The 13,494-nt window shown below is 65.2% G+C and carries 11 protein-coding genes; 7 read left to right on the top strand and 4 right to left on the bottom strand.

Annotation, left to right across the window (positions count from 1 at the left end; translation table 11 throughout):
- Position 1: 1 nt before the first annotated feature.
- The 3 genes from L5014_RS07780 to L5014_RS07770 form a co-directional block, all read right to left on the bottom strand.
- Entirely contained in the window at positions 2-967 is a 966-nt protein-coding gene (locus tag L5014_RS07780; RefSeq protein ID WP_238463004.1) for a VOC family protein, read from the bottom strand.
- Positions 968-1,036: 69 nt separating this feature from the next.
- Complete coding sequence (locus tag L5014_RS07775; RefSeq protein WP_338019268.1) at positions 1,037-1,813, bottom strand: citryl-CoA lyase; 777 nt, start codon at positions 1,811-1,813, stop codon at positions 1,037-1,039.
- Positions 1,810-3,309: a class I adenylate-forming enzyme family protein gene (locus L5014_RS07770; RefSeq protein ID WP_274389287.1), complete on the bottom strand. Its 1,500-nt coding sequence runs from the start codon at positions 3,307-3,309 to the stop codon at positions 1,810-1,812. Before L5014_RS07770 ends, L5014_RS07775 begins: the two co-directional genes overlap by 4 nt.
- Positions 3,310-3,505: 196 nt before the next feature.
- On the opposite strand from L5014_RS07770, the gene L5014_RS07765 reads away from it, so the two are divergent.
- Positions 3,506-4,279 (top strand): GntR family transcriptional regulator, encoded by a 774-nt coding sequence (locus tag L5014_RS07765; RefSeq protein ID WP_238463002.1) that lies wholly within the window; start codon positions 3,506-3,508, stop codon positions 4,277-4,279.
- Positions 4,280-4,939: 660 nt separating this feature from the next.
- A protein-coding gene (locus L5014_RS07760; protein ID WP_238463001.1) for an IS3 family transposase occupies positions 4,940-6,120 on the top strand; the annotation gives its coding sequence in 2 pieces (ribosomal slippage) (positions 4,940-5,201 and positions 5,201-6,120; 1,182 coding nt in all).
- Between the two features lie 94 nt (positions 6,121-6,214).
- Here the strand turns inward: L5014_RS07760 and L5014_RS07755 are convergent.
- A complete protein-coding gene (locus L5014_RS07755) occupies positions 6,215-7,120 on the bottom strand; it encodes a LysR family transcriptional regulator (protein ID WP_238463000.1) in 906 nt (301 codons plus the stop codon).
- A 186-nt stretch (positions 7,121-7,306) separates the two neighbouring features.
- Here L5014_RS07755 and L5014_RS07750 point away from each other — a divergent pair, with 186 nt between their 5' ends.
- From L5014_RS07750 to L5014_RS07730, 5 genes are all read left to right on the top strand, one after another.
- Positions 7,307-8,290, top strand: coding sequence for a LysR family transcriptional regulator (locus L5014_RS07750; protein WP_238462999.1), 984 nt, complete (start codon positions 7,307-7,309; stop codon positions 8,288-8,290).
- A gap of 176 nt (positions 8,291-8,466) precedes the next feature.
- On the top strand, positions 8,467-10,707 hold the full coding sequence (locus tag L5014_RS07745; RefSeq protein WP_238462998.1) for an FUSC family protein: 2,241 nt from the start codon (positions 8,467-8,469) through the stop codon (positions 10,705-10,707).
- Between the two features lie 77 nt (positions 10,708-10,784).
- Positions 10,785-12,251 (top strand): efflux transporter outer membrane subunit, encoded by a 1,467-nt coding sequence (locus L5014_RS07740; RefSeq protein WP_238462997.1) that lies wholly within the window; start codon positions 10,785-10,787, stop codon positions 12,249-12,251.
- Positions 12,241-12,465, top strand: coding sequence for a DUF1656 domain-containing protein (locus L5014_RS07735; RefSeq protein WP_238462996.1), 225 nt, complete (start codon positions 12,241-12,243; stop codon positions 12,463-12,465). The genes L5014_RS07740 and L5014_RS07735 overlap by 11 nt, the downstream gene beginning before the upstream one ends.
- Positions 12,462-13,394 carry an efflux RND transporter periplasmic adaptor subunit gene (locus L5014_RS07730; protein WP_238462995.1) on the top strand — a complete coding sequence of 311 codons (933 nt, stop codon included), beginning with the start codon at positions 12,462-12,464 and terminating at the stop codon, positions 13,392-13,394. The genes L5014_RS07735 and L5014_RS07730 overlap by 4 nt, the downstream gene beginning before the upstream one ends.
- The last annotated feature ends 100 nt before the right edge of the window (positions 13,395-13,494 follow it).

The following is a 13,494-nucleotide window of genomic DNA, read 5'->3' as shown; positions in this document are numbered from 1 at the left end:
CTCAGAATTCGAGCTTTTCGAGCGATGCGATGATCGTCTCGCGCTGGCTCTCGAACTGCGGCGCAATCTGCACCTTCGAACCCAACGCCTCATACGTTTCGTCGATCAGGAATGCTTCGGGCTTCGAAACAGTTGCCTCGAACATCGCGCCAGCCGGCGTGCGCACGTAGATCGATTCGAAGTAGCCGCGATCCTTGCGCTCGGAGGTATCGGTGAAGCCGAGCCCTTCGAGATTCGCCTTGACCTTGTCCTGCACCGCACGATCCTTCACCTGGAACGCGCAGTGGTGCACGATGCCCTCGCCGTAGGTCCAGCTCGCCTGCGGCAGATCCGGCGTGAGCACGTAGTCGACGAACTGGCCCGGATGTCCCGCGCCTTCGCCGAACGCGAACCGCGTATGCTTTTCGTCGCGGGCCACTTCGTGCGCGCTCCAGCCCTGCTGCATGAATTCCTGCGACGGCTCCAGTTCGCGCACGTTCACGCTGATCGTGTGCAGGCCGCGAATCGCGAGGTCCGCGGGCACTTCGCCGTTCGACCACGGCTTGCGCGCATCGTCAGCAATGCCAATCATCTCGTAGGGAATGCCGCAAGGATGCGCAAAAGACAGCACCGGTTCGCCAAAGCGCTCGGAGCGTTTTACCTCGAAGCCATGATCGCGCAGCCGCTTTTCCCAGAACGGGATGGCCGAGACCGGCACCGAGAGCGAAAGGCCGCCGATCTGCCCCGCGCCGCGATGGCCCTTGCGGCCGAAGTGCGCAACCGGGAAGCAGGTGATGAGCGTGCTTTCCTCGCCGAGATCGTTGCCGTAGTAAAGATGATAGAAAGGCGAGGCGCCGTCGTAGATCAGCGTCTTCTTCACGCTCTTGAGCGAGAGCACCTTCGTGTGGAAATCGTAGTCGTGCTGCGCCGATCCCACGCACAGCGTGATGTGATGGTGGCGCAGGATGGCTTCTTGTGCTTCGGTCATGGTCGTCTCCTTCATGTTTGATGCAATGGCGCGAGTTTGTGCGAGTTCGCGCGAATCGTGATTGATGGCTCAGCCGACGGACGGAATATCCGTCATGGCCTCGTCGACCAGGCTCCAGATAAAGCGGCCCGACGGGTCGCGCTGTTCCTCGGCGATGTGCGAAATGAGACCGGCCGCGCGGCTCAGCACCGCGAACCCGCGCATCAGCGCGGTCGGGATGCCGATATCGCCGAGCAGCGCCGCAATCGCACCGGTCGCGTTGATCGTGATGTGCCGCCCCGCCGCAACGTCGACGGCGGCAGCAAGGTGCCCGAGCGCCTCGCAATACGGTCCATACGTCCCCACCTCGCGCGCCAGCGCAAGCAGCGCGATGGCGCGAGGATCGTCGGGCTTGTGAAGATGATGGCCAAAACCAGGCACAGCCTCGCGCCGCGCCCGATAGTCCTGGGCGACGCGCGCCGCTTGCGCAGCGGCGTCCTCGCTCGCCGCGATACGGCCCAGCAATTGCGCCGCCGGCTCCATCGTGCCGACAAAGCGGCTCGCCACTGCGAGCAGCCCCGCCGCCACGCCCGCCTGCAGATTTTCCGGCGAGCTTGCATAGATCATGCGCGTGGCAATGGCGCTCGGCGTCATGCCATGCTCCATCAGCGTGACCAGCACCGCATCGACGATCCGTCGCTCGCCGGCACTCGGCACGCGGCCGAAGGTCTGCTTCATGAACACGTCGATAAAGCTCGCCTGGCCGAGCAGGTCGCGCACGAGATCGGCATCGCCGTAGTAGACCGCATCGGTCGTGTAGTGGCAGAGCGCCGTGCGCGGCGCCCGGGCGTCGTTCATTGCGTTCATGCTTCGCTCCGCAGGTTCAGGATCGCCTCGCGCACCGCGGGCTTGAGCACCTTGCCGACCGCGCTGCGCGGCAGCGTATCGAACAGATGCACGGACTTGGGCGTCTTCACCGAACCGAGTTCGCGCTTCACGAGCGCAACCAGTTCTTCGGCTTTCACCGTCATGCCGGGGCGCAATTGCACGGCCGCGTGCACGGCCTCGCCCCATTTCGCGTCGGGCACGCCCACCACCGAGCAATCGGCCACTGCCGGATGACTCGCCAGCACCACCTCGACATCGCCCGGATACACGTTGAAGCCGCCCGTGATGATCACATCGCGGATGCGGTCGCGCAGGAATAGATAGCCATCCTCATCGAATACGCCCGCGTCGCCCGTGTGCAGCCAGCCGTCCACGAGAGTCTTGCTCGTGTCCTCTTCGGCGTTCAGATAGCCGCTCATCACGAGGCTGCCGCGCACGGCGATCTCGCCCTCCTCGCCCGGCCCGAGCGGCTGGCCCGACTTGTCGAGAATCGCAACGCGCGTGAGCAGCGTCGGCCGGCCGACCGAGGCGAGGCGTTCGCCCGTCATCTCGGCGGGCGGCAGGAAGGTGATGATCTGCGGCGCCTCGGTCTGCCCGAACGAGGTGCAGAGCACCGGGCCGAACACAGATTGCGCATCGCGAATCTGCTCCGGGCGCATCGGCGCACCGCCGTAGACGAGGTAGCGCAGCGCCGGCAGCGCACGCGGGGCGCGGCGCTGTTCTTCGCTCAGCGCGAGGATCAGCGTGGGCGGCGCGAAGAAAATCGTCGCGCCATGCTCGCTCGCGGCATCGAGCAACCCGGCGGGCTTCGCGTACTCCGGGAACACCAGCGCGCCGCCCGCGCCGAGCAGCGGCAGCATATAGGTCGAGGTGCCGTGCGTGATGGGAGCGGCCACGAGATAGCGATCGTCGGGCGTGAGACCCAGTTCGTGAATCTGCGTTGCGATGTTCGTATTCCAGGCGCGCAGCGGCTGGATCACGCCCTTGGGAATGCCGGTGGATCCGCCCGTGAACTTGATCGCCTGCGCCTCTTCGACACTGACGCCGCCGCGCGCATAGGGGCCGAACGCCACGGCGGTCGTGTCGCCATCGTCGCGCGCGAGATCGCCGAGCGGGCGCAGCGGCGCGGGAACGCCCGCGAGGCGTTCGAGCATGGCAGCGTCGGCGAGCACGAGCGAAGGCGCGACGAACTCCACGATCCGGCGCAGCTCGGGGTCGCCGTTGCGCGGATTCAGCGGCACCCACACCTTGCCCGCCGCCAGCACGGCGAGCAGCGAGAGCAGATGATCGACCGAGTTGGCCGCACCGATGCAGACGCGACTGCGCGGCAGCGGATCGAGGCGCGCGAGCGTGGCCGCGCGCTGGAGCACCTCGGCGGCCAGCGCCTCGAAAGTGAGGTTGCTGTCAGGGCTCACGATGGCGGTCCGGCGGGGATGGCGGTGTGCGGCGCGCCACAGGAAATCGATCGGGTACATGCGGGGTTCTCCGGTATTCGTGGAGCCCGTGACCACCGGCTCCTTGAGTTGCATTCTAGATTTATTCAAATGTTCGAACATTCGTGCTTACCCTGGCGCCGCTGCTATACTGGCGCCATCGCGGCCGCCTCATGCCACCTCGTGCCGCCTCGTGCAGCCTTCCGTCCCGCTTTCGTCTTCTCCGGTCCCAAACGCCATGCCGCCCATCACCGACGCGCCCGATGCCCCCATGTTCGACGTGCCGCAGCCGCGCCATGTCGACCTGGCCCGCACGCTCATGCAGGACATCCGCGAGGGCCGCTTCGCGGTCGGCGAGATGTTGCCCACGGAGGCGGAGCTTTGTGCGCAGTGGGGCCTGAGCCGCTACGCCGTGCGCCAGGCCATCCAGAAGCTCTGCAATCTCGGTCTCATCACGCGGCAAGCGGGTGTGGGCACGACCGTGCTCGCGGACCGCCCGCAGACGCGCTATGTGCAGTCGATGGATACGCTTTCCGATCTCGCGCTTTACGCCAAAGGCACGCGGCTGCGGGTGAATGCGCGCCGCACATTGCAGGCCGATGCATCGCAGAGCGCGCTGCTGCGCTGCGCAACAGGCGCGAAGTGGCTGCAACTGGAAGGCGTGCGATACGGCGGCGAGGGCGCCGATGAGCCGATCGCTCTGGTCGATATTTACGTGAACGCGGAATACAGCAAGCTGACGGGTCTCACGAAGACGCTCGATAAGCCGGTCTACACCATGATCGAGGAGCAGTACGGCATCAAGGTCACGCGCGTCGAGCAGGAGATCCAGGGGCTGCTGCTTGAAGGGGCTGTCGCTGGGACGTTGCAGGTGGAGAGCGGGTCGGCCGGCCTGCGCATCGTGCGGACCTATTTCGTGCGCGACAAGGTGATCGAAGCGACGACCGGCGTGCATCCGGCGAGCCGCTTCAGCTATTCCATGTCGTTTCAGCTCGCTCAGAGTGCGGGGTGAGTGGAAGGCGGTTGGTTTTGTTTTTTGTGTTTCGCGTTTCCTTGTGTTCGTGTCGGTCTATTAGCGTTGCCCCTGTGCGGGGCGGCACCTACTTTTCTTTGCAGCCGCAAAGAAAAGTAGGCAAAAGAAAGCGGCTCAAACCGCTAGTGTGACGCCGTACACCTCTTGCCGTTAATCGAAGTGGTTCCGGGGCATCCGTCATCTCGCACCTTCCAACTCAGTGACAAAGGAGTCATTCATCCCGCTGCTCGCTACGCGCGCAGCGGTCGGGTATGCAGGGGAAACCAGGCGTGCTGCCTGGGTACTCGAATGCGCATGCACTGCATCGATTCGTATGCATTCCTCTGGTTTTGGATTATGCCCCACGGCGCGCGTAGCGCCGCCGGAGGGATGAGTCCTTAGTCACTCTGTTATACGGCGCGTGGTGACAGACGCTCCGGAACCGCTCCGATCACAGGCAAGTGGTGGACGGCGTCACACTAGCGGTTTGAGCGGCTTTCTTTTGCCTACTTTTCTTTGCCGCTGCAAAGAAAAGTAGGTGCCGCCCCGCACAGGGGCAACGCTAATAGACCACCGCGAATACAAGGAAATGAGCTTCCCCCGAAATTTCGCCTTCCAGCAGGTCGTGTGTAAACTCGACCCAAAGGAAGGAAACAGGAAATGTTCAAGGTACCCAAACAGGTGTACACGGCAGAGTTCAGGACAGCGGCCGTGCAGCGAGTCAAGGATGGGCAAGGCGTGGGCGCGGTGGCCCACGAGTTGGGCGTGTCTGCGCAGACGGTGCGCAACTGGATGAAGGCCGAGCAGGCCGGCAAGCTCAACGGTGCGGGCGCGAAGGTAGTCACGCCGGAGCAAATGGAACTCTCACGCTTGCGTGCCGAGAACAAGCGGCTGCAAATGGAGCTCGAAATTGCAAAAAAGGCGGCGGCGTTCTTCGCGAAGGACCTCCTGTGAAGTACGCCTGGATTGACGAGCAGTGCCGGCATTATCCGTTGTCGGCCCTGTGCGAGGTCCTTTGCGTGAGCATAAACGGCTATCGCGCCTGGAAGCGCGGCGGCACCGCCGAGCGCAAGCGGCTCACAGACGCGCAGTTGCTCACGTTGATTCGAATGATTCACGCCGAGGTCAAGGGCGCCTATGGTTCGCCGCGCATGACCGAGGAGATTCGCGCACGCGGGTTTCCGGCGAGCAAGGCGCGCGTGGAGCGTCTGATGAGCCAGAACGGCATTCGGGCGCGCCACAAGCGGCGTTACCGCGTCACAACCGATTCCAGGCACAAGCTGCCGGTCGCACCGAACTTGCTGAATCGCGACTTCACGCCGGACGCTCCAAATCAGGTGTTCAGCTCGGACATCACGTACATCTGGACCGACGAAGGATGGCTGTATCTGGCGGTCGTACTGGACCTGTTCAATCGGGAAGTCGTGGGCTGGTCCATCAAGCCGCGCATGACGGCGGACCTTGTGACTGACGCGCTGATGATGGCGTGGTTCCGCCGCAAGCCCGAGCCGGGCGCGCTGCATCACTCGGACCGTGGCAGCCAGTACGCGAGCCACGAGTTTCAGCGCAAGCTGGCCGATTACGGCATGCGCTGCTCGATGAGTCGCAAGGGAAATTGCTGGGACAATGCGCCGACAGAGAGCTTCTTCAACAGCCTGAAGAACGAACGGGTACATGCTACGCGCTACCGGACGCACCGCGAGGCGCAAGCAGACCTGTTCGAATACATCGAAGTGTTTTATAACCGCAGTCGTCGTCATTCGTCCCTCGGCTTCGTATCACCGACCCAGTTCCTGCAAGACTGGCTGATTGCTCAGCAAGCAAAGGATGCGGCTGCATAACCCGGGGCCTCTGGAAGGCGAAAAACAGAGGGAAGGTCAAAACGCGAAAAAAACCAGACCCAGCAAAACCCAAATAAAGCCCACCTCAAAGCCCCTAATCCTCATCAATCTCCCCAAACCGCAAAGCAAGAAAATCAATCAGCGAACGCACTGAAGGAAGCAAGCCGCGCCGCGACGGAAACACAGCATGAATAATCCCGCTGCGCGGCTTCCATGAAGGAACGATGCGCACGAGCTTGCCCAGCTTCAGCTCCTCGGACATCATCATGACCGGCAGTTGCAAGATGCCCGCGCCCACGGCGGCGGCCTGCTTCAGCGCGATCATGTCGTCGGTCACGAAGCGCGGCGTATGGCGGATCATCGCCTGCTGGCCGTCCGGTCCGTCGAGCTGCCAGACGTGCTCGCCGGACGCCGGCCCGAAATCGAGGCTCGGCATCGACGCCAGATCCGCCGGCACCCTTGGCACGCCATACTGCTGCAACAGCCCCGGGCTCGCGACGAGACACCAGCAGCGCTCGCCCAGCACCTTCATCACGAGATCGCTGTCCTTGAGGGGCGGCGGACGCACGCGGATGGCTATGTCCACCCCTTCGCCAATCACATCGACGACCCGATTGGTCGCCTCGAGATGAACGCTCACGCGCGGCGTCGCGGCGAGAAAGTCGCCAAGCATCGCGCCGATGCGCGCGTGCAAAATGCCCACCGGGCACGTGATGCGCACGATCCCCTGCGGCTCCGAGCGGTTCAGGTCGATCGCCTGCTGGGCGGCCTCCGCTTCGATCAGCATCGCCTTGCAGTGGCCGTAATAGCTCTGACCAATCTCCGTCACCGAAAAACGCCGCGTGGAGCGTTGAATCAGGCGCACGCCAAGCTGCTCCTCCAGCACGGCAATGCGCCTGCTGAGCGTCGACTTCGGTATGCCGAGCGCCCGCCCGGCCGGGGCAAAGCCCTGATGATCGACCACCTGCGCAAAGTAATACAGGTCGTTGAGGTCCTGCATCGGCCATTCTCCATCGTTCCATAAACGAGACACTGAGGATAAACCACGCCGTCTACCGCGACCCGCGCGCCTCTCCTATCCTTCGCTGATACGTTTCAGATCCAAAACGCGTTGCCCCTGCCGTCGGCACCCCGATCGCCGGAGCACACGCCAAGGCCGGGCGCCAGATCCGGGAGGACAAAATCCGTGAAACCCCTCAGCAATGAAGACATTCAGGCGTTCCTGCTGGTCGTCGAGCAGCAGAGCATCACCGGTGCGGCGCGCCGCATGAATCTGTCGAAGTCGGTCGTCAGCAAGCGCGTGAGCGACCTGGAGCGCGGCCTCGGCGCCCAGTTGCTGATGCGCTCGACCCGTGTCGTCCTGCCAACCGACGCAGGGCTGATGTTCTACGAAGCTGCACGCGAAGCCATGCATCGGCTCAATACCGCCGCCGAGACCCTCTCCGAGCACACCAACGGCCTGTGCGGCGAGTTGCGCATTACGGCGCCGCTCAGCCTGACCCAGTTGTGGCTGGGCGATGTCGTCGCGGATTTCGCCGCGGCGCACCCGAACCTCCATCTCGCACTGGAGCTCGACGACCGGATCCTGAATATCGAGGCCGAACGATTCGATCTCGCGATACGCGTCGCACGCCTGCCGGACAGCGCACTGATCGCGCGGCGCATTGGCGTCAGCAGCCGCGTTCTCGTAGGCAGTCCAGATTACGTTTCGAAAAACGGCGCGCCGGCGTCGCTCGACGAGGTGGCGCAGCACAGGTGTCTGTGCTACACCAACGCACCGGTCTCCCATACCTGGTCCTTTCGCTCAGCCACGCCGGGGGGCAAGCCGCGCACGCTCTCGCCTCGCAGCGCGTTCGCGTCGAACAATGGCGAGGCCCTGCGCGACGCCGCCGTGCGCGGCGTGGGTCTCGCGATCCTGCCGACCTTCATCGTCGCCAAAGATCTGCTGGAAGGGCGTCTGGTGCAGGTCCTTCCCGAGTTGCAACCCGAGGACGATTTCATCTACGCGGTCTACCCGCGCACCCCGTTCACCTCCCGCAAGCTGCGCGCATTCATCGAGCACATGCGGCTTGCCCTGCTCGCCAGTCCGTGGGACGGGCTCGCCGCCAGCGCCGAATCGACTCCCGAGTCCATTCAAGGGCCGGCTGAATGCGCCCGCGCGTTGTGCTGAAAGCAATGCTGAAGACAGGCACCCGTTCGGGAAAGCCGAACGAAGCGTTTCCATTTTCGGCGCTACCGGATTGCGCACGGGTTTCGTACAGTTGACCATTCAGGCCCCCGTCGCATGACTGCCGCGCCGCTCGCGACGGGTCGCCGTACCGGTCGTGCACGCGGGAAGAGAGAACCATGAGCACACCCTCGGCTACCCGCCCGCACGGGTACACCGCCATCGTTTCGGCGTTTCGCCAATATGTTCAGGACGACGGAGCACGGCTGCTCCATGTCCTGAAGACCGTGCTCGCCGTGCTCCTCGCCACCGGGATCTCCATGCGCCTCGAACTGTCGGCGCCGCGCACGGCGATGGTGAGCGTCGTCATCCTGATGATGCATCAGCACACCGGCATGGTCATGGCGCGCGGCTTCTACCGTGGCCTCGGCATGGTCGTGGGCAATCTCGCCGCACTCGTGCTGTTCGCGCTGTTCCCCCAGGAGCGCGTGCTGTTCCTCACTGCGCTCTCCGTCTGGATCGGGCTCTGCGTCTGGGGCGCCGCGTCGTACCGCAATTACCAGTCCTATGGCTTCGTGCTCGCCGGCTATGCCACCTGTATCGCCGCGCTGCCCGCCATCGATCACCCCTACGGCATCCTCGATAACGTCGTCACCGGTCTCAGCGAAGTGTCCATCGGCATCCTCTGCGCGAGCCTCGTCAGTGCGCTGATTCTTCCGCTGCACGTGCGCGACATATTGCTTCGACTCGGCGCCAGTCACTTTTCGGGCTTTCTCGGCTTCGCGCGCACCGCCCTGACCGGCAAACTCGAGCCACTCGAACTCGGACGCACCCAGTTGGCCCTGATCGCGGAGCGCGCACAACTGGAGAATCTGCGCAGCGCGGCGGTATTCGAAAACCCCGATCTGCGGATTCGCAATGCCATCATGACCCGTCTGGCCAGCGAGTTTCTCGACGCCAATACCCGGCTTCATCTGCTTTATCAGTTCCGCCAACGGCTGCGCACCAATCTGCGCAGCGATCTGGCCGATGCGGCCAATGCGGCCGACATGGCGGATGCACTGTTCGCGCGGCTCGCCGCGCTGCTGCCCGAGCGCATCGATCCCGCGCATCCCGACCTGGAGCGCCTTCGCGAATTCGACGCGGCGCTCACCACGCTGCTGGAGCGGCTGCCGAGCCTCCAAGCCGATCAACGCCGGGCCCTCATGCACGAAGATGCGGCCACACGACAGCTCGCCGAGAGCGCGGTCCCCCATCTGGAAAACGCGGCCACGTCCCTGCAAGCGTATCTGCGCGACTTCATCTTGCTGCGGTCCGCGAATTTTTCGCAGGATCCGGCCCGCGCCCAACGTCCAGTGCGGATCGTGACCACGGCCAACCGGATGGTCTCCATGGCGGCGGGATTTCGCGCCACCTGCGCGATCGGCGCCGTTTCGCTGTTCTGGATCGCCACGGGGTGGACGGGTGCCTCGGGCGCAGTTATTTCCGCCGCCATTGCCAGCGCGCTCTATTCGATCATGCCCGCGCCGGCCGCCGCGACGCGCCAGATGGCGTTGGGGTGCGGCGCCGCCTGGCTGGCGAGCCTGTTCTTCAACTTCGTCGTGCTGCCCCGCCTCGATGGCTTCGTGCTGCTCGCGGCGGCCATCGCGCCGGTCATCATGATCGGTAGCTACCTGAATAGCTGGCCGAAGACGGCCACCATCGGCCTCGGCTTCAATATCTACTTCTGCTTTCTCAGCAATCCGCTCAACCCCAGTATCTATTCGCCCACCAGCGCGCTGGACGCCGGCTTCGCCGCCATGCTCGGCATCGCCGCGGCCTCGCTCGCCTATTCGATCGTCGCGCCCTACGCCGGCAACTGGGTCACCGGCCTCTACCTGCGCGAGCTTCGCAAGCTGGTCGCCCGTACAGCATGCGACGGCCCGCTCGATGGCCTGCGGCTGCGCTTCGACAGCGGCGTGCGCGACTTCGTCCAGCAAATCGGCGCGCGCCCGGCCACGGGGCGCTACAGCCAGGCCGTTCTGCATGCGTGGTCGTTCGCCTCCATCGAAATCGGCCGGGGCGTCATCGATCTGCGCGAAATGGTCACAAGCGCCCCGCTCCCCGCATCGTGGCGCACCTTCGAAACGGATCTTCGCAAGGCCGTTGCGCAAGCGTTCGCGTCGCCCGCCCGCGACACCTGCCTGAATGCGCTGCGCAGCGTCGAAGCGGCTCTGTCGGCGCTGCCGCTATCCGCACATGAGGCAACCAAGGCAAGCGAGGCAAATGTGGCAGGCGGAGCGGACGAGGCCCGCGCGGTCCCTGTGAACGCGCCGGCCGACCTCGCCCTCATCAGGCTGCGCTCGACGCTGAACGCCATTCGGCTCTCGCTCCAGGACAACCTGGTCCCGCTGGGCGGCAGGGCCGGGGATATCCGATGACCTCGCCCTGTCGCGCGCCACGTTCCTCCGCGCCATGTCCCTCCGCGCCACATCCCTCTATCGAACGCAACGCTCCGATGCCGAAGTCTCTCTGCCTGTCGCTAGCGCTCGCCTGCACGCTCCTGCTATCGGCCTGTGCGAACACCGACGGCGTCGCGTCGCGCTCGGCCGTGCTCGACCCGAAGACGCTTGCCGCCGGCGACGCGATCCAGGCGGCGCTGGCCGACGCGGACTGGCCGCAAGAGCGCTGGTGGACCCGCTGGTCCGATCCCCAGCTCGACCAGTTGATCTCGCTCGCCTTGGCCGGCAATCCGCAAATGGGCCTCGCCCAAGCGCGGATCGACCAGGCCGAAGCGCTCGCGCGCATCGCCGGTGCAGCGCGCGAGCCGGCCATTTCCGCAGGCGGCGCGTTCTCGCGCCGGCGCTTTTCCGCCTACGCGAACCCCAGCCCGCCTGGCGGCGACACCGTATGGAGCAATGCCGTCGACGCCAGCCTGCGCTATGAGCTCGACCTCTGGGGCAAGAACCACGCGACGCTCGAAGGCGCACTCGATACGGTTCAGGCGGCCACCGCCGACGCCCGCGAGGCTCAACTGCTGCTCGAAGCCTCGGTGGTGCGCACCTATGTGACGCTCGCGTTGCAGTACGACCTGCGCGATGTCGAAGTCCAGACGCTGGAACAGCAACAGCGCATCGTCGACATTCTGGAGCGGCGCAGCAAGGCAGGCCTCGCGAGCCGCCTCGAGATCAGCGAGGCGCACACGCCCATCGCGGCCACCCGCGCGCGGATCGACCAGTACGAGCGGCAGATCGCGTTGGAGCGCAATCAATTGGCAGTGCTCACCGCGCAGGGGCCGGGCGCCGGCGAGCGTTTCGCGCGCCCCAACCTGCGCCTCGACGTGCCGGTCGCGTTGCCGGCCACCTTGCCCGCCGAACTCGTCGGCCACCGTCCCGACGTGGTCGCGCAGCGCTGGCGCGTCGAAGCCGCGGCGAAGTCGATCAAGGTGGCGCACGCGGACTTCTACCCGAACATCGACCTCATCGCCGCGGCGGGTCTCGCGTCGGCGGCGTTCGGCGGCTTCTTCACCTTCGTCAACAGCCGCGCCGTCGACCACAGCGTTGGCGTCGCGATTTCGCTGCCGATCTTCGACGGCGGCCTGCGCAAGGGCCGCTACGGCGTTGCCATCGCGGGCTACGACCAGGCTGTCGAAACCTATAACCAGACCGTGCTCGCCGCCTTCCAGGGCGTCGCCGACCAAGTGGTTTCGCTGCGCTCGCTCGACACTCAGCAGCGCGACGTGGAACGCTCGTTGCAGTCCGCAAAGGAGGCATTCGGCTACGCCGAAAAAGGCTATCGGATCGGCATGACCGACTATCTGAACGTGCTTGCCACGCAAACCGAGCTGCTGCGCGCCCGGCAGAGCCTCGCCCTCACCCGCGCCGCGCGGCTCGACGCCTGGGCGCAGCTCATGACGGCGCTGGGCGGCGCCATGGAAACCGCCGCCACGAGCCCAGCGCAAGAAGGAACCGGCCATGCCCCGTGAGATCGCCTTCGTTTCGCTCCTCGTCCCGACCCTGCTGCCCGTCTTTCTCGGCTGCGCGGCCGGCTACTGGCTGATCGACCGGATGCTGGCCCGCCTCGGCCTGTTCCGTCATGTCTGGCATCCGGCGCTGTTCCGGGCCGCGCTTTTCGTGTGTCTGTTCAGCGGCGTGAGCCTGCTGCTCGGAACCTGGATTCACACCCCGCTCTCACCATGAATCTTCAATCGCTGATTCGCGCCATCGTCACGCTGGCCCTGCTGGGCGTTGCAATCGTCCTGGGCTATACCCTCTGGAACCACTACATGTACGCGCCGTGGACGCGAGACGGCCGCGTGAGGGCCAAGGTCATCAGCATCGCGCCGGACGTCTCGGGCATCGTCACCGACGTGCGCGTCGCCGACAACCAGCTCGTGCACCGCGGCGACGTCCTGTTCGATATCGACCGCGAACGTTTTCGCCTCGCGCTCGCCCAGTCCGAAGCAGAACTCGCGCTGCGCAAGTCCGAACTCGACATGCGCAAGCAGCAAGCCGCGCGGCGCGCGCAACTCGACGGCTCCGTGATCTCCACCGAGGTGCGCGAAGACTCCGGCGCCCAGGCGCGCCAGGCCTTCGCGGGCTGGCAGGCCGCGCTGGCCGCGCGCGACGTGGCCCGGCTCAATCTCGAACGCAGCGCGGTCCGCTCGCCCGTGGACGGCTACGTCACGAACCTCAACCTGTATCCCGGCGATTACGCGAGCGCGGGCGCGGCGCGGCTTGCCGTCATCGACCGCGACTCGTACTGGGTGTACGGATACTTTGAGGAGACCAAACTGCCTCATGTGCATGTCGGCGACAAGGCGGAAATACGCCTGCTGTCCGGCGGCCCGATCATCGAGGGGCATGTGGAGAGCATCGCGCGCGGCGTCAGCGATCGCGACAATCCATCGAGCCCCACGCTGCTCGCCGACGTCAACCCCGTGTTCACATGGGTCCGGCTCGCGCAGCGCATTCCCGTGCGCATCCATCTCGACGACGTACCCGAGGACGTGCCCCTTGCCGCAGGCACCACCTGCACCGTCACGGTCGTTGCTGCGCAGCAAACGCGCACGAAAGCCGCCGCCACGACCACAGGCGCACCAGGCGCGCCAGGCGCGAACCATCGATGAAAGCGCGCCGTTCGACGGCACCGAACAGTGTGTTCGAAAAATGAGGCTCACCCGGTCGGCGGCCGTTCGCATATGCTTGAAAAGCCCGACCGGCACTGCA

It is taken from the genome of Paraburkholderia tagetis, from assembly GCF_022213065.1.
Lineage (GTDB): Bacteria > Pseudomonadota > Gammaproteobacteria > Burkholderiales > Burkholderiaceae > Paraburkholderia > Paraburkholderia tagetis.
The sequence above is the reverse complement of the archived record's forward strand: the minus strand, read 5'-3'. Positions and strand labels throughout refer to the sequence as shown.